Here is a 21,068-nt window from a genome sequence, read left to right as displayed (position 1 = left end):
ACCTGAGAGATTTCGAAAGGGAATGCGCTTGAAGACCCCTTTTTTGGCATCGGGGTCGGGTTTCGAAGCGTGGCTAAGTTTAAAGAGCCAGATTGTCTGTCAATGCAGCCCGGCGCGATTGGCGACGCGGCGCTTGCTGGGCTGGTGCTGGCTGGTGCGGAAAGCAATGGTATCGCGGTCGCTGCTCGTGCCTATTGGGGTGTCCTTCATTGTTGAAGGAGCTCAAAGTGAAACTCTCCCAGCCGTATTCTCGCCGCACGATCCGCATGCAGCTTTCGCGGCTGCCCACCGAATGCGAAGTGCCTATTGCCGATCAAACGCGAATTGCAAGCCGACGCCCTCGCATTCGAAAGCCTCGCAAAGCGCCGGCTGGCTGACGAGTATGACGCTGCACAGAAACGCGGCGAGGTCGCGACAGCCGGGGGCGACAAGAGCAAACTTCCGAACGAGAGTTTTGCTACCGTCGCTGACATGGGCCTGACCCACAAGGACGTTCACGAAGCCCCCGCCGTCCGCGATGCCGAGGCTGCGTACCCCGGCGCCGCTCGGCGTGCGCTCGACAGGTTCGCCAAGCAGCCGGGGAGAGATTTAGGCGCAAGCGTCCGCTGGGACGCGCCGAGCTGCAATCGGGGTTATTGCTGGCCCGACGAGCCGGCGGCGTCGGCTGCCAGGGCGGCCGGTGTGACGGTCGGAACCGTCATCGGCGCCGCTGCGGCCGGCAGCTGAAGCGGGGCAGGCGCAGCATTAGCGAATGCCAGCTCCACGTCCTCATCGATGAACCCGCCGACCGTGCCACCCTTTGGAAGCGTGGCGCTTGTCCCGGTCACGAAGAACCCAGCGATCGGCACCAATGCGACGGCGCCGACAACGCCAGCGGTCCCGGTCACGCCCTTGTCATCGAAGGCCCCGGTCAATCGGATCTGGCGACCATTGACGCGCAGATACAGGATGCGCGCGTCGAGCTTGCCCGACTTCCCCCACATGCCCTTGTTGCGAACATTGGTGATCTCGCCCCAGGCGGGCATGCCTGCCGGAATCACGGTCACGCTATTGACGACGACCGGCTCTGCGACTTCCATCATGAAGCGCTGGCCGACGCGCGCGGCTTTCTTCTTCGTCGTGACTTCTTCCATCAGGCGTAGCGCAACCGGCGTCCCAGCGCGCAGGACGGCGTTATTCGTCGCAGCCGGCGTGATAGCAGCTGCCGTAGGCGCGACGGTGGCCGCAGGCGCCGTAGCGGCGTCCTGAGCGCAAGCAACGGACGCGCAGACGGAAAGAGCCGCCGTAGCGGCAACTAATGCGTATTTCATAGACCCACTCCCCCAAAAGATGGCGAGACTATATCGGGACGGATCAATAGGCGTTCAGAATTTACCTCCAATTTGAACCTAATAGCACAAAAAGGCCGACCACGATGTCGCAGCCGGCCAGTGTGCCTGCGTGAATGCCGCTCCTTCTGAGCGCGCAGGGGTAGGCAAAGGGGCAGCCGGTCGCATCGAAGAACGACCGACTGCCCGAGCGCCGCGGCGGGAAACCAGAAAACCACCGCGGCGGCGGACCCGGGGAGAAGGTGCCCCGGGCGACGAACTTATCCGGGGCCGCGCCGATGAGCCGAAGCGCGACCCCGGACCGGACTGGCGCAAAAGGAAAAGCCAGCCGGGATTCTGTCAGGGCGCAGTGATTTCGGTCAGCTTCGTCACGCGGACCGCCGGGCCTTTGTCGGAAAGCGCCTCGATCATGGCGACGATTTCCGGGCGAACGGGCAGGGTGCGATTATACCGAAGAAGCGCGCCACCGTCTGTCAACCCATCGACCGCTTTCCGCGCGGCGCTTGCCTCGGTCGCCCCGCAGCGCATACCCACGGCGACAGCCTCGATGCTGGCGAATGCGTCGACGATCGCCTTTGCGTGTTCGGAGGCTACGGCCATCAGGCTGTCGAGCACAGTCTGCGCATCGGCGCGGATGGTGTGGAGGGAGCCGTCGCGGGCCGCTTGCAGGTCAAGGTGCAGCTCGCGCGCCTGCGCGTTGAGCACACCGATAAAGGCAAGGCAGAAAAGGCCATGGCGAAATATTGCAGGGACGAAAACGATGAGTGCGAGGAAATCCAGTGGGCGACGGCGCCAGCGTTGATCGCACCCTCCGGGCAGAATATTTCCGAATCGCCGCGAATCTATGGTCCGGTGAACGATCCGCATCGCCGCTACGGTGCTCTCGCGTGGCCTGATGCGGGCGCCGAGGGGACGCCGATGCGGCAGCGGCGCAGACCGGCGGCTCAGCGCGCTGATTCGCAGATCGTTTCCATCGCGACGAAGGTCGAGGTGCTCGCGACATGCGGCAGGCTGGAGATTTTCTCGCCCAACACGATGCGATAGCGGCGGATGTCGAGGGTACGCACCTTCAGGAGATAGTCGAAGCTGCTCGCGATCATGTGGCATTCCTCGACCTCGGGAATCCGCCGCACTGCGTCGTTGAAGCGGCGTAGCGCCTCCTCGCGCGTGTCGGACAGCTTGACCTCGGTAAAGGCCACATGGTCGAGCCCCAGCTTGGCGGGGTCAACGATCGCGCGAAAGCCGGTGATCAGCCCGCAGTCGACCAGTCGCTTGACGCGTTGCTGGCACGGCGTCTTCGACAGGCCGACGCGCTGCGCCAGTTCGGTGTAGGTCATCCGCCCGTCGCGGCCCAATATTGCGATGATCTTGCGATCAAATTCGTCCAGATCGACCATGATTTTCGAGTTTGCCATACTAATTGCCTAATATGACGCCGATAATAGGTCAAAAGATAAACGTAGGCGCGCGATTGAAGGCGGATTGCCTTTGCAGCGCATGCTATCATACGCCATGACCCAGCCGACCGACCGCGCCGCCATCCGCGCCCTCGCCCGCCGTTCCGAAGCCGACCTTGTCGCCGATCTGCGGACCCAGCTTGCCCGCTCGCCCGCCACCCTCGAGGCAGTGACGCGGCGGGGTCTCGCGCTCATCCGCAAGGCGAAGGCCGAGGGCGAGCGCGAAACGCTCGTCGCGCAGCTCATGAATCGCTACCGCCTGTCGACCGAGGAAGGCGTCGTGCTGATGTGCCTTGCCGAAGCGCTGCTGCGCGTTCCCGACAGCGCGACCGCCAATGCGCTGATCCGCGACAAGATCGCCGGACGCCATTGGCGCGAGGGCGAGGATGAGGACAGCCCGCTGGTTGTCGCGCTGTCGGCGCGCGGCCTGTCGCTGGGCTCGGCGACGCTGATGCTCGGCGCGATGGGCAGCAAGGCGAACCCGCTCACCCTGCTCAAGTCGATGATCCGCCGCTCGGGCGAGCCGGTGATCCGCCAGGCGGCGCTCGCGGCGATGAAGCTGCTCGGCCAGCAGTTCGTGATGGGCGAAACGATCGACGCCGCGGTGCGGCGTGCCGACAAGGACAAGGGCGAACTCGCCAGCTTCGACATGCTCGGCGAAGCGGCGCGCACCGCAGAGGATGCGCGGCGCTATTATGACAGCTATGCCGCGGCGATCGCGCGCATCGGCCGCGATGCGAAGCCGGGCGACCCATTTGCCAACCACGGCATTTCGATCAAGCTGTCGGCGCTCCACCCGCGTTACGAATATCTGCAGGCCGAGCGCGTTCGCGAAGAATTGATCCCCGATGTTATCGCGCTCGCCCGCGCCGCGCGCGGCGTCAACATTCCGCTGATGATCGATGCCGAGGAAAGCGACCGGCTCGAACCGCATCTCGACGTTTATGGCGCGCTGATCGACGCGGGGCTCGCCGACGGCTGGACCGGGCTCGGCATCGTGATCCAGGCCTATCAGAAGCGCGCGAGCGAGGCGATCCGCTGGGTTGCCGCCAAGGCGCGCGCGCGGGGCGTCATGCTGTCGATGCGGCTGGTCAAGGGCGCCTATTGGGATACCGAGATCAAGCGCGCGCAGACGATGGGGCTCGGCGATTTTCCGGTCTTCACCGCAAAGAACCACACCGACCTCAACTATATGGCGTGCGCGCAGATATTGCGCGAGCATCAGGATTGCATCTTCCCGGCCTTTGCGACGCATAATGCGATGACGCTGGCCTTCATCGCCGAACTGTTCGACGGCGCCGATTACGAACTGCAGCGGCTGCACGGCATGGGTGAAGGCGCGCATGATGCGATCGTTGCGCTGTCGCCGCCGCCGCGCCCGGTACGCGTCTATGCGCCCGTGGGCACCCACCGCGACCTGCTCGCCTATCTCGTCCGCCGCCTGCTCGAAAATGGCGCGAACAGCAGTTTCGTGCACCAGTTTTCGGACCCCGACGTGACCGCCGAAGAGCTGGCGGTCGACCCGCGCAGCATCGCGAGCGTGCCGTCGAAGATCCCGACCGGGCTCCAGCTTTTCGATCCCGTCCGGCGCAATTCGCGCGGCTATGACCTTGGCGAACCCGGCGTGCCCGAGGCGCTGGCGGCCGCGATTGCCGGGGCGCGTGACAGCGGGCGCATCGCGGCGCCGATCGTCGGCGGCACGGCAGCGGCGGGCACCGCCGAAGCGGTGCGCAATCCCGCAACCGGCGCTGTCGTCGGTCATATGATCGAGGCCGATGCCGATATGGTCGATGCCGCCGTCGCCGCCGCGCGCGCGGCGCAGGGCGACTGGAGTCTTGCCGGCGGCGCTTTCCGCGCCGAACGGCTCGAACGCGCGGCCGATCTGCTCGAGGAACGCGATGCTCTCTTTCTGGGGCTGGCGATCGACGAGGCGGGCAAGACGCTCGTCGATGCGGTGGCCGAAGTGCGCGAGGCGGTCGACTTCCTGCGCTATTATGCCGCCCAGGCGCGCGCCGATTTCTCCTACCCCATCGCGCTGCCCGGCCCGACCGGCGAGCGCAACGAACTGATCCTCGAAGGCAAGGGCGTCTTCGTTGCCATCAGCCCGTGGAATTTCCCGCTGGCGATCTTTCTGGGGCAGGTCTCGGCGGCGCTCGCCGCGGGCAACGCCGTGCTGGCGAAGCCCGCCGAACAGACGCCGCTGATCGCGCATGCCGCGATAGAATTGCTGCTCGAGGCGGGTGTGCCCGCCGATGTGTTGGCATTTCTCCCCGGTCGCGGCGAAACGGTGGGCGCAGCGCTGACCGGTCATGACGATATCATCGGCGTCGCATTCACCGGATCGACCGAGGTTGCGCGCGCGATCAACCGCAGCCTCGCGGGGCGTGACGGTCCGATCGCGACGCTGATCGCCGAAACCGGCGGTGCCAACGCGATGATCGTCGATTCGACCGCGCTTCCCGAACAGGTCGCGCGTGACGCCGTCGCGAGCGCTTTCCAATCGGCGGGCCAGCGCTGTTCGGCGCTTCGCCTGCTTTGCGTGCAAGAGGATGTCGCCGACACGATGATCGACATGGTCGCGGGCGCGATGGCCGAACTCAACATCGGCGACCCGGCGATCCTCTCGACCGACGTCGGTCCGATCATCGATGCCGAGGCGCAAGCGAACATTGCGGCTTATGTCGCGGATGCGCGCGCCGCGGGCCGCGTGATCGCAGAGGCGGCGCGCACCGATTGGCCGGCGGGCGGTACCTTCGTACCGCCGACGATGATCCGCCTCGATCATGTCACCGATCTCAGGCGCGAGATTTTCGGACCGGTGCTGCATTTCGCGACATGGAAAGGCGGCGAGCTCGACGCGCTGATCGACGCGATCAACGCCTCGGGCTATGGCCTGACGCTAGGCGTCCACACGCGGATCGACGGCGTCGCGGCGCATGTCGCGGCGCGCGCGGCGGTCGGCAATGTCTATGTCAATCGCAACCAGATCGGCGCGATCGTTGGATCGCAGCCCTTCGGCGGCCGAGGTCTGTCGGGCACGGGGCCGAAAGCCGGTGGCCCGCATTATCTGCACCGTTTCGCCGAGGAAAAATCGATCTCGACCGACATCACCGCCGCGGGCGGCAATGCGGCGCTGATGGCGGGTTAGGGCAGCTTTCGGGTCAGGGAGCGGCCTTCAACTGCATCGCTAAAGCGCGCGCGCGGCGCATCTGGACGGCCGCGTCGACGGGCGGCTTCGCCTCGTCATAGGCGTTAACCGACAGCAGCTTGCCTGCGACCGAGGTCAGGCAGGCCCCCGCGACTATGGGGAGCGTTTTTCCGTCGGTGGCCACGTTCAGCGAACCGCCAAGATAGGCGCAGCTCGTGTCGACGCCATGCGGGCGCAGTGCGCCGGATATCGCGATATCCGTCCCCAGCGCGCTGCTTACGTCCTTCGACGCATTTTTCAGCAACGCGTCCGAAGTTTCACCCGATCGCCATTCGGCTTTGCCAATCTCGGCCTCCATCAGCTTGAGGAATTCGGCGCGTTCCATAACGACGTCTATCGTCTCGCGCGCCGCCTTGATCAGGAAATAGTCGGCGCCGAACCCTTGCGGATGATTTTGGCGATCGCACCGGATCAGCATGATCAAGGTGAAATTCTGCGTGTCACCCGTGGCAAGCAGATCGCTGGCTTCCTTGTCCCTGCCCTTGGGAACGCAATATCCTTCGGGCGCGAGTCCCGTCAGCTGTTCGCCGCCGATTTCCAGCACAAAGCTCTCGCGTGCGGCTGCGGTCGGTGCGGCGGCGGCCATGGCCATTATACCGGCCAATATCATCACGGATTTCACGACTTTCTCCCCCTGCTAAAAAATCAGGTCCCCGGCACCCCGAGCATCTGCGCCTGCGCCTTCAGCCTTTGTGCCGCACCCGGATTGGCGGCGAGCGCGTCTTTCAGTGCCTGCGCCGCTTTTGCGGTTTCGCCTAGCGTCATCCGGCTGCGCATCAGCATGATCCAGCGGTCGACGTCCGCCGGATTTGCTTTCAGCTTGGCCTCCAGCCCGTCGACCATCCCCACGATCATCGCGTCCTGCTGCCCCTTGGGAAGCTGCGAGGCGGCTTCCATGTCGGCGCGGCTGGGGCCGGGGATTGCGCGCGCGGCGACGGGCATCTCGTCGGCCTTGAGCGCGCGCGGCTGCGTCGCGGCGAGGCGCGGGGCGACGTCGATCTTGTTGATCGCGCCGACCTGCTCGATCGTGCGGCGCAGGTCGGCCTCCCACGGAGCGCCCTGCGGCGTGTCGGCGAGCAGCGCGAACCATTCGTCGATCGCCCCCTTGTGATCGCCGGCGATATCCTTCTTCACTGCCATGAAATAGCGTGCGCGCGGATCTCTGGGATTGAGCGCGATCGCCTTGTCAAAGGCTTCGGCCGCGGCGGCGGGCATCGGATCGCGCGGACTTGCCATCACGCGCGCCTCGCCAAGCGCCGACCATAGCCCAGCCGACTCGGGCGCGATCGCGACCGATTTTTCATAAGCTGCGGCGGCGCCGGGATAATCGCCAAGGTCGAAACGCGCGGCACCGAGCGCCATCCACGCGTCGGCGCTTTGCGGTTCGCGCCGCGTCCGGTCCTCGATTGCGGCAAGCTGTGCATCGGGTGACGCTGCGGCCGTCGGCGCGGGCGCCGCGGCATAATTGGCGGAATCGCGCCAGATCGCGTAGCCGATCGCGCCGGCGAGCAGGAGGAAGGCGGCGATCAGGATCGCACGGTTCGTCGTCGACATGGCCTTGGTTTCGCTCATTCCATCCCCCGAATATTCGCCGCGGCGAAATCGCGCGCGACGGTGCCGCGCCATATTGCCTTTGGCGGGCAAAGGTGTAGCCTCTGTCGGGCGAGGTCGGTCAACGATAAAATCGTAAAACAGGGGGTCGCACCGGTTTTCCCAAGTCTTTGCGTGGGAGGGGTGCATGGCGGTAGCGGATCACGTCGATTTTCCGACGTTCATGGAAGGTGTGAAGCGGCGCAACCCGGGCCAGCCCGAGTTCGTCCAGGCGGTGCAGGAAGTCGCCGAGGATATTTTCGACTTCATCGCCGACAAGGAAGAATATCACGCGCAGCAGATATTGCGGCGCATTGCTGAACCCGACCGGGTCGTGTCCTTCCGCGTCTGCTGGGAGGACGACAACGGCAATATCCGCGTCCAGCGCGGCTGGCGGGTTCAGAACAACAATGCCATCGGCCCCTATAAGGGGGGCATCCGCTTTCACCCGAGCGTGACCGAAAGCGTCCTCAAATTCCTGGCGTTCGAACAAACGTTCAAGAATGCGCTCACCGGCCTGCCGATGGGCGGCGGCAAGGGCGGGTCGAACTTCAACCCGAAGGGCAAGAGCGTGCGCGAGATCATGCGCTTCTGCCAGAGCTTCATGACCGAGCTCTATCGCCACATCGGCGCCGACGTCGACGTGCCGGCGGGCGACATCGGCGTCGGCGGACGCGAAATCGGCTTCATGTTCGGCCAGTACAAGCGCATTACGAACGAATTTACCGGGGTGCTCACCGGCAAGGGCCTTGAATGGGGCGGCTCGCTGATCCGGACCGAGGCGACGGGCTATGGCGCTGTCTATTTCCTCGCAAACATGCTTGCGGCGAAGGGGCAGGATCTCGTCGGCAAGAGCGCGGTGATTTCGGGATCGGGCAATGTCGCGACGCACGCGGCGGAAAAGATCGTGCAGCTGGGCGGCAAGGTGCTCACCCTGTCCGATTCGGGCGGCTTCATCCACGATCCCGACGGCATCACCCAGGAAAAGATCGACTGGGTTAAGGCGCACAAGACGCACCGGCGCGGCCGGATCGAGGATTATTGCGCCGAGTTCAAGAGCGCCACCTTTACCGCGGGCAAAACGCCGTGGGCGGTGCCGTGCGACGTCGCGCTGCCGTGCGCGACGCAGAACGAGCTGAATGGCGATGATGCGAAAATGCTGGTGGCGAACGGCTGCATCGCGGTGAGCGAGGGCGCGAACATGCCGACCGACCTTGCCGGTGTTCATGTCTTCAAGGACGCAAAGATCATGTTCGCGCCCGGCAAGGCGGCCAACGCCGGCGGGGTTGCGGTTTCGGGCCTCGAAATGAGCCAGAACAGCGGCCGGCGCAGCTGGAGCGAAGCCGAGCTGCAACAGATGCTCAAGGATATCATGGCGGGCATCCACGAACGCTGCCTGACCTATGGCGATCAGGGCGGCGGCTATATCGATTATGTGAAGGGCGCGAACATCGCCGGCTTCAAGAAAGTCGCCGACGCGATGCTGGCGTTCGGGGTCGTTTAGGGTAAAAGGCCCTCAGGGCAAAAGGGGACTCGTGGGAATGACGACGCACGCTGGCATCGGGCGCGGCGATCGGTCGTGGGCGGCGGTGGCGGCACTGGCGCTGCTGCTTGCTATGCTTGCGATCGCCGCGACGCTTTCGGCGCCTCCGGCGCGCTCGCAGGACGAAAGCGGCGGGCGTTTTCTGGGTGTTGCGTCCTGCGCGGGATCGACCTGCCACGGCCGGATGGAGGGCGACGGCGTCGTTGTCCGTCAGGACGAGTTGATGCGCTGGCAGGAACCCTCGACCCCCGGCGGCGCGCATAGCCGCGCCTGGGCCGTGCTCAACACCAGCCGAAGCCAGTTCATTGCCCGCAACCTCGGCATCGGCGATCCGGCGCGCGCCTCGATGTGCCTTGGGTGCCACAGCGATGCGGCAACGAGCCGCGGTGCCGCGCCGGTCGAGGACGGCGTCACCTGCGAATCCTGCCACGGTCCTGCAGGCAGCTGGATCGCGAGCCATTATGCCGGGGTCGGCGCCAACCCCAGCCCCGGCGGCGAAATGCGCGAGAAGCATCTCGCCAATCTGCGCGCCGGCTTGCGCCGGCTCGAGGATCCGGTGGTGCGCGCGGGCGTGTGCGTCGACTGCCATTTCGGGGCCGCGGGCGAGGGGCAGTTCGTCACCCACCGCATCATGGCGGCGGGGCATCCGCGCATTTCATTCGAGCTCGACCTCTTCTCCTCGCTCCAGGCGCATCATCAGGAAGATGCCGATTATGGCTGGCGCAAGTTCGGCGCGGCGGGCGCGCGCACCGACCATGTGCAGATGTGGGCGGTGGGGCAGGCGACCGCGCTCGAACGCAGCCTCGCGCTGTTCCAGTCGAAACGCGGGACCGAGGGGATGTTCCCCGAATTTTATTTCCTCGACTGCCACAGTTGCCACCGCCGGATCTACGATCAGGCGAAGCCGGTGAAGACCAGCGTCGACAATCCGGCGCGGCCGGGCATTCCCGAAGGCATGCCGCCCTATAATGACGAAAATCTGATCATGCTCTCGGCCGCCGCGCGCATGGCCTCGCCCGCGCTTGCCGAACAGCTCGGCGCGCGCAGCGCCGCCTTCCACCGCGCGATCGCGACCGATCGTCCGGCCGCGGTTCGCGCCGCCGCTGATCTGGCGCAGACGGTCGCGGCGCTCAAAAGCGCCTTCGCAGCGCGCGCCTTTTCGGGCACCGACGCCTTTGCGATGGTCGATGCGATTGCGGGCAAGGCGGTCAATGACCGCTTCACCGACTATGCGGGGTCGTCGCAGGCGGTGATGGGGGTCGACACGCTGCTCAACGCGATGGTTTCGTCGGGGCGGATCACCATCGGCGCTGCGGCGGGCATCCGCGCCGACATCGACCGCGCCTATGCCTCGGTCAAGGATCCCAACGCCTACAAGCCCAGCGACTTCCAGGCCTCCTTCGGCAGCGCGGTGCGCGCGATTCAGGCGCTGCGGTAAGCCGATGCGGACCCGATCGCGCCTCTTTCGCACCGCCGCCCTTGTCGCCGGCCCGGCACTGCTCCTCGCCTCGTGCGGCGGTGGAGGCGGCGGCACGCCGACCCCCTCGCCAACGCCCACGCCGACGCCGACTCCCACTCCGACCGGCGGCCTCTACACGCCGCCCGCGAGCCAGTCGCTCAGCGTCGCCGACGTCCAGACCGTACTCGCCGGCGCAATCGCCGAGGCGCAGGCGCGCGGCCTTCCGTCGGTAATCGCGGTCACCGACCGCGTCGGCAATGTCCTCGGTGTCTTCCGCATGAACGGCGCGCGCGCCACCGCGACGACCTCGGCGGCGCCCAACGGCGACAATATCGACGCGCAGAACGTCACCTTCCCTGCAGAAGCGGGTGCGATCGCGAAGGCGATCACCGGCGCCTATCTGTCGAGCGGCGGCAACGCCTTTTCGACGCGCACCGCGAGCCAGATCGTCCAGGAGCATTTCCCGCCCGCGCCGACGACTGCGGGGCTGGAGAGCGGGCCGCTGTTCGGGGTGCAGTTCAGCCAGCTTCCGTGCAGCGATCTTGCCGCGCGCTTCGGCGCCATGGGCGGCGGCGCGCTGATCGGGCCAAAGCGCTCGCCGCTCGGCCTCGCGGCCGACCCGGGCGGTCTGCCGCTTTACAAGAATGGCGTGCTCGTCGGCGGCATCGGGGTGATGGGCGACGGCGTCTATGGCAGCGATTCCAACATTCTCGACATCGACAATGATGCCGAGGAGTTCATTGCGCTCGCCGGGACGCGCGGATTCGAGGCGCCGGCGGCGATCACCGCCGACAAGATCACCGTCGACGGGACGACGCTGCGCTTTTCGGACGCCACTTATGGCGGCTTGCAGACGAGCGGCGGCGCGAGCTTCGCCAGCCTGAACGGCACGGCCGGCAATCTGGTCGCGGTCATCGGCTATGCCGCCGCGGCGATCGTCGCGGGCACCGCCTATGGCAGTGAAGCGTCGGGAATCCGCGCCTCGACCGCGGCCGAATTTTCCAACCGCGACGCCTTTGTCCTGACCAATGGCAGCGGCACCAACCGCTTTCCGATCCGCGCCGGCACCGATGCATCGACCAACAGCGCGCCGCTGACCCAGGCCGAGGTGCGCGCCGTGCTCGAAGACGCCTTTGCCGTGATGAGCCGCGCGCGCGCGCAGATTCGCCGCCCGCTCGACAGCCGGGCGCAGGTGACGATCAGTCTCGTCGATACGCATGGCGCCGTGCTCGGCATCGTCCGCGCGCCCGACGCGCCGATTTTCGGCACCGACGTGTCGCTGCAAAAGGCGCGCACCGCGGCCTTTTTCTCGGGCGCCAACGCCGGGGCGGAGCTCAGCGCCAACGCCAGCGCCGACGTGCAGCATTTCGTCCCCGCGGTGCGCAGTTTTCTGAACGATCCCAGCGCGCTGACCGGTACCTTCGCCTTCGCCGACCGGTCGGGGGGCAATCTCTCGCGTCCCTATTTCCCCGACGGCGAGGTCGGGCGGCCCAATGGCCCGCTGTCGCGCCCGATCGCGCAGTTCAATCCCTTTTCGACCGGGCTGCAATCGGCGCTCGTCATCGGCAATATCGGCGCGCACCTCGGCTTCGTATCGGGCGCCAGCGCGACCGACACGCCGCAGCGCTGCACGACCTTGCCCGACGTCGCCGCGGGACAGAACCGATTGCAGAACGGTATCCAGATTTTCCCGGGTTCGGTGCCCATCTATCGCGGGGCGCAGCTTGTCGGCGCGATCGGCGTGTCGGGCGACGGCATCGACCAGGACGATATGATCAGCTTCCTCGGAGCGCATAACGGCGGCGCGCGTGTCGGCACGATCGGCAACGCCCCGATCGACAAGCGTGCCGACAATATCGTCGTCACCCTGTCCGATGGAAAGACGGTGCGCCTGCGCTACATCAGCTGCCCCTTCGCGCCCTTCCTGGACACCAGCCAGCAGAATGTCTGCCAGGGGCTATAGGCGATGAGCGCGCTTGGAAGCAGCCTGCTGCCGATCATCGCGACGCTCGCGGCGCAGGGTGCACCCGCGGCGGGGCAGGCGTTGCCGCCGCCCCCGCCGCCGCCCGAACCGCCCGCGCCCGATGGCGCTGCGCAGGGCGCGGCGCCGGCTGCGTTCCCGGCGCCTGACGGCGAAGCGCTGATCCCGCCGCCGCCGCCGGTCGACTGGAAGGATGTGCTGAAAGACGATCTGGTCACCCAGATTATCGAAGGCCGCCGCCGCCCCGGCTACACGCCCGATCTGCCCGAGCAGATGCGGCAGGACAATGTTGGCGCGCTGCGTCCGCCGCCGCCGCAGGCCTTTCCGGGGATCGAGGATCAACTGCCGGTGCCCGACCGCTGGCGCCTCATCGAATCGCTCGGCGTGGTCAAGGAACGCTGGTTCGATCCCTATCATCAGAATACGCTGAAGGGCGACCGGCCGATCGACCGGTCGAAGGTGCCGTGGCTCCCCATCCGGGGCGACGACTGGTTTTTCGTCGCCAGTGCGGTGTCAGACACGGTGTTCGAACCGCGCACCTTTCCGATTCCGGTCGGCGTCCAGACCACCGAGCGGCCGGGCAGCCTCGACGTGTTCGGCAAGAATCGCAGCTTCGTGCTGTCGCAGACGCTGATCGCGGGCGCCGCGCTCATCAAGGGGTCGACCGCCTTCAAGCCGCCCGACGTCGAATATCGCGTCACGCTGGCCTATAATTTCAATTATGTCGACGTGCCCGAACGGCGCGTGCTCGATGTGCGCCCGTCGCAGCCAAGCCATCGTTACGACAATTTCCTGGGGGTGCAGGAATTGTTCGTCGACAAGCATCTGGGCAACGACAGCGACCGTTACGACTTCCATTCGATCCGCATCGGCATCCAGCCGTTCCAGAGCGATTTTCGCGGTTTCCTGTTCAACGACAGCCAACTCGGCATCCGCCTGTTCGGCAACCGCGACAACAACCGTTTTCAATATAATGTCGCGGCCTTCTGGCGGCTCGAAAAGGACACCAACAGCGGGCTCAACGACATCACGCAAAGCCCGCGCGACGATTTCATCTTCACCGCGAACCTCTATCGCCAGGATTTCCCGTTCGTCGGGCTGACGAGCCAGCTCAGCGTCACCTACAATCGCAACCGCGAAAAGAACGACATCCAGATCGACCATAATGGCTTTCCGGTGCGCCCGGCCCTGCTCGGCGATCTGCGCGGCCGCGAATATGACGTGACCTATCTTGGTTACAGCGCCGACGGGCGTATCGGGCGGATCAATCTGACCGCCAGCTTTTATGCAGCACTGGGTGAGGACCGGAACAGTTTCTTCACCAGCAAGCCGGCAAAGATCCGCGCGGGCTTCGGCGCTGCCGAACTCAGCTACGATCACGACTGGATGCGCTTTCGCCTGTCGGGCCTTTACGCCACGGGCGACAGCGATCCCTATAACAATGTCGAGGGCGGTTTCGATGCTATCTTCGAAAATCCGATCTTCGGCGGCGCCGACACCAGCTACTGGATTCGTCAGACGATTCCCTTTGCGGGCGGCGGGCGCGTCATTTCGTTGAGCGGTCGCAACGGCATTCTCAATTCGCTGCGCTCTTCGAAGGAAGAGGGGCAGTCGAATTTCAACAACCCCGGCACCGTGTTCGTCGGCGCCGGTGCCGATTTCGACTTGTCGCCCGAAACGCGCGTCAGCGTGAACGCCAATCATCTGTGGTTCGACAATACAGCGGGTTTGCAGGTGCTGCGCAGCGAAGGGTCGATCCCCAAGGATATCGGCTGGGATCTGTCGGTGGCAGGCATCTGGCGGCCCAAGGCGACGCAGAATATCGTCGGCCGCCTCAGCGCCGCGGTGCTGCTGCCCGGCGACGGTTTCAAGGATCTGTTCGAGAATCGCGAGCGCGACCGGGCTTATGTCTCGGTCCTCGCCAATCTGATCGTGAGTTTCTAGACGATGATGCGCAGGCTCCTCGCCCTCCTGATCTTCCTGTTGATGGCGATGACCGCCGGTATGCAGGGCGCGCGCGCGTCGGAAGGCGAAAAGCCGGTCGCCGTCACCTATCGCTTCACCCCGCCCGCACCGCGCGAACAGAGCGAGGCCGACGTCGAGGCAAAGTCGAAGGGCTGTTACAGCTGCCATACCCAGACCGACCGGCCGTCGATGCACGCGACGCCTGCGGTGCGGCTCGGCTGTACCGACTGCCACGGCGGCGATTCGCAATCGCCCGCGGCGTTCGGGCGCCCCGAACTTGGCTACGACAATCCCTATAATCTGGCGGCGATGAAGCTTGCGCACCCCCAGCCGACGCTGCCCGGCGCGTGGGGCGGCACATCGGCGAACCCGAAACGCAGCTACACGCTGCTCAACAAGGAGGCGCCCGAATATATCCGCTTCGTCAACCCGAGCGACTACCGCGTGGCGCGCGAGGCTTGCGGGTCGTGCCATCTCGAGATCATCGAGGCGACCGAGCGGTCGCTGATGTCGACCGGCGCGATGCTGTGGGGCGGGGCGGCGTACAACAACGGCATCGTTCCCTACAAGAATTACATCTTCGGCGAGGCCTATACGCGCGACGGCAAGGCCGCCTGCATCCTGTCGCCCTCGTCGCGGCTGACGAAAGAGGAATATGCCGAGGCGTGCAAGCCGGAGTTCGGCTTCGACAAGATTTTGACCGACGCCGAAAAGAAACGCGGCGCGCTTGCCAAGATGTACCCGCTGCCGCGCTGGAGCGTGATCCCGCCCGGCGACGTCTTCCGCGTCTTCGAACGCGGTGGCCGCAACATCAACACCCAGTTCGCCGAAATCGGCCTGCCGAACCCGACCGGCAGCATCCAGCGGCTCGAGGAACCCGGACGCCCCGACCTCAAACAGTCGAACCGCGGCCCCGGCACCGGGCTGCGTGTCGCGATTCCGGTGCTCAACATCCACAAGACGCGCCTCAACGATCCTTTCATGTGGTTCATGGGCACCAACGACCAGCCGGGCGATTATCGCCAGTCGGGCTGCGCCGGCTGCCATGTCATCTATGCCAACGACCGCGAACCGCGGCACAGTCTGACCTATGCGCAATATGGCCGCGATGGCGAAAGCGCGACGATCGATCCGACGATCGCGGAGAAGAAAAGGAAACCCGATGATGATGGGCACGGCGGCGGACATGACGGCGGACATGGTGGGAGCGCTGGCGACGCACTTGGCGATACGGCGAAGCATGCGCCGTCGCCCGACGGCCATGGCGCGCTGATCGATCCCGAAGCCGCGAAAGCCGGACCGCAGGCGGTTCCCGCGAAGGAACGGCGCGAATCGGGGCATCCGATCACCCATACCTTCACCCGCGCGATCCCGACGGCGCAGTGCATGAATTGCCACATGCACCAGCCCAATATCTTCCTGAACTCCTACCTCGGCTACACGATGTGGGATTATGAATCGGATGCGCCGCAGCTATGGCCCGGCCCCGACAACACCGCGCCGCGGCCGCCGGGGATGAGCGACGAGGAATATCAGAAGAAATACAAGCAACAACGCTATCCGACCGCCGCCGAAGTCCACAAGGTTCTCGAACGCAATCCCGAAGGCGCGAGCCCGCGCGGCCTTTGGGCCGACGTCGAGTTTCTGCGCGACGTCTATGACGTGAACGACAGTAACAAGGACACCCAGTTCGCCGACTATCACGGCCATGGCTGGAACTTCCGCGGCATCTTCAAACGCGACCGCAGCGGCAATCTGCTCGACGCCGACGGCAATATGTCGACCTATGGCACCGACAAGGCGCATATCGTCGATCCCAAAGATCCCGAAAAATGGCGCAAGAGCTGCGCCAGCTACAGCGACCCGGCGCAGCGCGACCTGTGCCTCGCCAGCGCCGATCCCGCCAAACCCGGTGTCGAGGGCAAATTCGTGCCGCCCGGCATCAACCCCGGCAAGGCGGTCCATATGATGGACATTCACGCCGAAAAGGGGATGCAGTGCGCCGACTGTCACTTCGCGCAGGATGCGCACGGCAATGGCTATATCCAGGGCGAGGTCGCGAACGCGGTCGAGATCGGGTGCAAGGATTGCCATGGCACCGCCGACGCCTATCCCAATCTGCTCACCTCGAATGTCGCGGCACGGCCGCAGGGAACCAATCTTGCGCTGCTCCGCAATTCGGACGGCCGGCGCCGGTTCGAATTCCAATATGACGACAATGGCGAAATCACCGGGCTGATCCAGCGGTCGATCGTCGATCCGAAGCTCCAGTGGCAGGTCAGCCTCGTCAAGCAGGCGGTGACGCCGGGACCGCATTTCAACGCGAAGGCGGCGCGCGCCAAAATGATGTCGCGCAGCGGCGCCGACGATGGCAGCTTTGCGTGGGGGCCGGGCGTGGCAAGGGAAGATCGCGCGCACGGCGACGACAAGATGGCCTGCTTCACCTGTCACCTGTCGTGGACGACGAGCTGCGGCGGTTGCCATTTGCCGATCGAGGCGAACTGGAAGACCAGCATGCACCATTTCGAAGGGGAGGAGACGCGCAACTTCGCAACCTACAACCCGCAGGTCGCGCGCGACGAAATGTTCCAGCTCGGCCGGCACATGCTGACCAAGCCCGGCGAGCCCGACGCCGACGGCAATCCGCGTGGGATCATCGCGCCGATCCGGTCGACATCGGCGCTGGTCTTGTCCTCGACGAACCTCAACCGCGAACGCATCTATATCCAGCAACCGCCGATCTCTGCTGCAGGCTTCTCGAGCCAGGCCTTCGCGCCGCATTTCCCGCATACGGTCCGGCGTCAGGAAACGAAGCAGTGCACCGACTGCCATCTGTCGCAGGCGGATGACAATAATGCGATCATGTCGCAGCTGCTCCTGATGGGGACCAATTTTGTCAATTTCGTCGGGCTCAATGTCTGGTCGGGGCTGGAGGACGGCTTCCAGGCGACCCGCGTCACCGAATGGGACGAGCCGCAGGCGGTGATCGGCAGCTATCTGCAGAAATATGCCTATCCCGACTATTGGCGCCTGCACGTCGATCAGAACCATCGCGAGCTCAAAAATTGGGTGCGCGGCAAGACCTTCGACAAGAAGGGGTCGGGCGAAAGCCATGCGCTCGAGGAATTCGCGAATATCGTCCAGGGGACGAGCGGCCGGGTCAACTGCCTGCAACTGCGCGGCGAATATATGTTTGTCGCCGAAGGCAGGGGCGGCTTTCGCGTCTATGACGTCGCATCGATCGGCAACAAGGGCTTCTCCGAACGCATCACCCGCGCGCCTTTTTCGCCGCTGGGGCACGATACGCATGTCAAAACGACGAACGCGACCTGCATGGCGATCGGCACGACCCAGCCGATCAGCATGGCCCGCAACGAGCATATCCGTAAGGATTTCCCTGAAAATCACGAACAGGCACTGCACCCGCTCTACCGCTATGCCGTCATCACCGACAGCGTCGAAGGCCTGATTCTGGTCGACATTGACACGATGGCGGACGGCGAATTCCGTAATAACAAGCTGAGCCGCGCGCTAACGTGGAATCCAGACAATGTGCTTGCCGGGGCCCGCCACGTGACGCTTGCGGGCGACTATGCCTATGTCACCACCGATGCCGGGCTCGTCGTGCTCGACCTGTCGACGCCGCTCGAACCGAAGGTGACGGCGCAGCTGCCGCTGACCGATGCGCGCGCGAGTGCCGTGCAGTTCCGGTACCTGTGGGTCACTGACGCGGAGGGCGTGAAGCTGTTCGACATCACGCATATGGACCGGCCGAAACCGGTTCCGGCGGGAACGGTGCGGCTCGCCAACGCGCGCAAAATCTATCTCGCGCGCACTTTCATGTATGTCGCGGCCAAGCAGGATGGTCTGGTGATCGTCGACGTCACGCGGCCGATGGCGCCGGCCGTCTGGCCCGCGATGACCTTCGGGGGAGCGCTCAACGATGCCGAGGATGTAATCGTCGCATCGACCAACGCGTCGCTCTTCGCCTATGTCGCCGACGGACGGAACGGCATCAAGGTGCTCCAGCTTACCAGTCCGGACAATCCCGGCCTCTATGGCTTCTCGCCCGCGCCGACGCCCGAACTGATCGCCTGGGCCAAAACTCCTTCGCCGGCGCTCGCGCTGTCGAAGGGGCTCGACCGCGACCGGGCGGTCGACGAAACGGGGGGGCAGATGGCGGTGTTCGGCCGCGTCGGTTCGCGCCCCTTCACCCGGCCCGAAATGGAGAAGCTGTTCCTGAACAGCGAGGGGCTGGTCTACAAGGTCAGCGACACCGTCGATCAGGCGGCATGGCGACCGCCCCTGGCATACCCGAACTGACGTTTCGCTAGAGCCGCTCGGCCTGCACGACGCTGTCCGATGCGCGAAGGGCGGACAGGATACGCATGACATGCTGAACGTCGCGCACCTCGACGACCACGTCATAGGTGTGGAAATCGCCCTCCCGGTTCGACAGCCGCAGATTGGTGATATTCGCCGAATTGGCGGCGAGGATGCCCGACATTTCGGCGAGCGTACCGGTTTCGTTGAGGATTACGACGCACAGCCGGGCATTGCCGCCCTCGCTGTCCTCCTGCCACCTCAGGTCGATCCAGTCGGCGTCGATTCCGTCGGCCAGGCTGGGGCAATCGATCACATGAACCTCGATCCCCTCGCCGGGCCGTGCGAGGCCCACGATGCGGTCGCCGGGAACGGGGTGGCAGCAGTCGGCAAGCTTGTAGGCGACGCCGGGGGTCAGCCCCTCGATCGACACCGCAGCGCCCTGGCGCAGCTTGCCCGGCTTCGATTTCATCTCGGCGGTGATGCCGGGGACGAGCGCTTCGAGAATCTGGTCGTCGGACAATCGCCGCCGCGCGATCGCGACATAGAGCGCGCTGTCATCCTCTAGCTTCAGCCGCTCGCGCGCGGCGGCGCGCGCCTTGTCGCCGACCTTGTTGGGCAGGCGGCGGGCGATCTCGTCGTACATCTTGCGGCCAAGGGCGGCGAGTTCGACCTTTTCCTTCGAGCGGACGTGGCGGCGGATGGCGGCGCGCGCCTTGCCCGTCACCGCAAAGCCCAGCCACGCGGGCTGCGGCGTCTGCTTTTCGGACGACAATATCTCGACGGTATCGCCGTTGACGAGCTGGGTGCGCAGCGGCACGAGCCGGCCGTTGACCTTGGCACCGACGGTGCGGTCGCCGAGCCCGGTGTGGACGGCATAAGCAAAATCAACCGGCGTCGCGCCCTTGGGAAGCTGGAACAGGCTGCCCTTCGGCGTGAAGGCGAAGATGCGGTCCTGATACATCGCAATGCGCGTATTCTCGAGCAGTTCGTCAGGATCGTGCGTCTGGTCCAGGATTTCGAGCAGGTCGCGAATCCATCCCGCCTGTCCGTCGGGTGAGCCGCCGCCCTGCTTGTAGGCCCAGTGCGCGGCAAAGCCGAATTCGGACTGCTGGTGCATCGCTTCGCTGCGGATCTGGATTTCGATCCGCATATTTTCATTGTGCATGATCGTCGTGTGCAGCGATTTGTAGCCGTTGCGCTTGGGGGTCGAGATATAATCCTTGAAGCGGCCGGGGACCATTTTCCACTTGCGGTGAAAGACGCCAAGCGCGGCATAGCAGTCGGCATCGCTGCGCGTGATGACGCGAAAGGCGATGATGTCGGTGACCTGTTCGAAGCTGACGTGGCGTTCCTGCATCTTGCGCCAGATCGAATAGGGATGCTTTTCGCGCCCCGACACGTCCGCCTCGATCCCGCTTTTCGCGAGCAGTTCCTTGAACTCGCGGCTGATCCCGGCCACCTTGTCCTTGCCGCCCGCGGTCAGTTTGGCGAGCCGGCCGGTGATCGTCGCATAGGCCTCGGGCTCGAGCTCGCGAAAGGCCAGAAGCTGCATTTCGCGCATATATTCATACATGCCGATCCGCTCGGCGAGCGGGGCATAGATGTCCATCGTCTCCTTGGCGATGCGGCGCCTTTTGTCCGGATTCTTGATGAAATGCAGCGTGCGCATATTGTGCAGCCGGTCGGCGAGCTTGACGAGCAGCACGCGGATATCGTCGGACATGGCGAGGAGGAATTTGCGCAGATTTTCGGCGGCGCGCTCATTCTCGGTCTGCGCCTCGATCTTGCTGAGCTTGGTGACGCCATCGACCAGTCGCCCGACGTCGGCGCCGAACAGCCGCTCGATCTCTTCGGGTGTGGTCAGCGTGTCTTCCAGCGTGTCGTGGAGCAGCGCGGTGACGATCGTCTCGCTGTCGAGATGCAGGTCGGTCAGAATGCCCGCGACCTCGACCGGATGGCTGAAATAAGGGTCGCCCGACGCGCGCTTCTGGCTCCCGTGCTTCTGTACGGTGAAGACATAGGCGCGGTTCAGCAGCGCCTCGTCGACGTCGGGATCATAAGCGCGCACGCGCTCGACAAGTTCATACTGCCTCAGCATCGCATCCAATGTCGTTCATGCGAGGCCAATTGCAATATATTTGTATCGGTGGAGCAGCGAAGCCACGAGGCTTCGCCAGGGCAAGAAAAGGGCCGCGCGGTGCAGGGGGAGAG

General features: G+C 65.1%; 12 protein-coding genes. 6 read left to right on the top strand and 6 right to left on the bottom strand.

From position 1 onward, the window contains the following. Nucleotides 1-632 precede the first annotated feature (632 nt). The 3 genes from L0963_RS09720 to L0963_RS09710 form a co-directional block, all read right to left on the bottom strand. Complete coding sequence (locus L0963_RS09720; protein WP_234179321.1) at nucleotides 633-1,133, bottom strand: hypothetical protein; 501 nt, start codon at nucleotides 1,131-1,133, stop codon at nucleotides 633-635. Nucleotides 1,134-1,667: 534 nt separating this feature from the next. Then, entirely contained in the window at nucleotides 1,668-2,195 is a 528-nt protein-coding gene (locus L0963_RS09715; protein ID WP_234179319.1) for a hypothetical protein, read from the bottom strand. Nucleotides 2,196-2,272: 77 nt separating this feature from the next. Further along, entirely contained in the window at nucleotides 2,273-2,743 is a 471-nt protein-coding gene (locus L0963_RS09710; protein WP_234179318.1) for an Lrp/AsnC family transcriptional regulator, read from the bottom strand. 97 nt (nucleotides 2,744-2,840) lie between these two features. Here L0963_RS09710 and putA point away from each other — a divergent pair, with 97 nt between their 5' ends. Continuing rightward, the gene (putA, locus tag L0963_RS09705; RefSeq protein ID WP_234179316.1) at nucleotides 2,841-5,933 is read left to right on the top strand and encodes a bifunctional proline dehydrogenase/L-glutamate gamma-semialdehyde dehydrogenase PutA; all 3,093 of its coding nucleotides are present in this window, start codon (nucleotides 2,841-2,843) and stop codon (nucleotides 5,931-5,933) included. A gap of 13 nt (nucleotides 5,934-5,946) precedes the next feature. Here putA and L0963_RS09700 read toward each other — a convergent pair whose 3' ends face one another. Together L0963_RS09700 and L0963_RS09695 are read right to left on the bottom strand one after the other, a co-directional pair. Continuing rightward, nucleotides 5,947-6,615, bottom strand: a complete 669-nt coding sequence (locus tag L0963_RS09700) for a hypothetical protein (RefSeq protein ID WP_186401333.1) — start codon at nucleotides 6,613-6,615, stop codon at nucleotides 5,947-5,949. A gap of 23 nt (nucleotides 6,616-6,638) precedes the next feature. After that, a complete protein-coding gene (locus tag L0963_RS09695) occupies nucleotides 6,639-7,565 on the bottom strand; it encodes a tetratricopeptide repeat protein (protein WP_234179314.1) in 927 nt (308 codons plus the stop codon). Nucleotides 7,566-7,731: 166 nt separating this feature from the next. On the opposite strand from L0963_RS09695, the gene gdhA reads away from it, so the two are divergent. From gdhA to L0963_RS09670, 5 genes are read left to right on the top strand one after another with little or no spacing between them, the layout of a single operon-like run. Continuing rightward, the gene (gdhA, locus tag L0963_RS09690) at nucleotides 7,732-9,087 is read left to right on the top strand and encodes an NADP-specific glutamate dehydrogenase (RefSeq protein WP_003046570.1); all 1,356 of its coding nucleotides are present in this window, start codon (nucleotides 7,732-7,734) and stop codon (nucleotides 9,085-9,087) included. Nucleotides 9,088-9,124: 37 nt separating this feature from the next. Further along, nucleotides 9,125-10,564: a cytochrome c family protein gene (locus L0963_RS09685; protein ID WP_234179312.1), complete on the top strand. Its 1,440-nt coding sequence runs from the start codon at nucleotides 9,125-9,127 to the stop codon at nucleotides 10,562-10,564. Between the two features lie 4 nt (nucleotides 10,565-10,568). Further along, on the top strand, nucleotides 10,569-12,548 hold the full coding sequence (locus L0963_RS09680; protein WP_186401330.1) for a heme-binding protein: 1,980 nt from the start codon (nucleotides 10,569-10,571) through the stop codon (nucleotides 12,546-12,548). Nucleotides 12,549-12,551: 3 nt separating this feature from the next. Beyond that, nucleotides 12,552-14,510, top strand: a complete 1,959-nt coding sequence (locus L0963_RS09675) for a hypothetical protein (RefSeq protein WP_234179310.1) — start codon at nucleotides 12,552-12,554, stop codon at nucleotides 14,508-14,510. 3 nt (nucleotides 14,511-14,513) lie between these two features. Then, the gene (locus L0963_RS09670; RefSeq protein WP_442800556.1) at nucleotides 14,514-18,854 is read left to right on the top strand and encodes a hypothetical protein; all 4,341 of its coding nucleotides are present in this window, start codon (nucleotides 14,514-14,516) and stop codon (nucleotides 18,852-18,854) included. 7 nt (nucleotides 18,855-18,861) lie between these two features. On the opposite strand, the gene L0963_RS09665 is transcribed toward L0963_RS09670, so the two are convergent. Next, nucleotides 18,862-20,955 (bottom strand): RelA/SpoT family protein, encoded by a 2,094-nt coding sequence (locus L0963_RS09665; RefSeq protein WP_058811283.1) that lies wholly within the window; start codon nucleotides 20,953-20,955, stop codon nucleotides 18,862-18,864. Nucleotides 20,956-21,068 lie beyond the last annotated feature (113 nt).

Origin of the sequence: Sphingopyxis sp. NFH-91, assembly GCF_021401285.1 — a bacterium.
GTDB classification, from domain to species: domain Bacteria; phylum Pseudomonadota; class Alphaproteobacteria; order Sphingomonadales; family Sphingomonadaceae; genus Sphingopyxis; species Sphingopyxis terrae_A.
The sequence above is the reverse complement of the archived record's forward strand: the minus strand, read 5'-3'. Positions and strand labels throughout refer to the sequence as shown.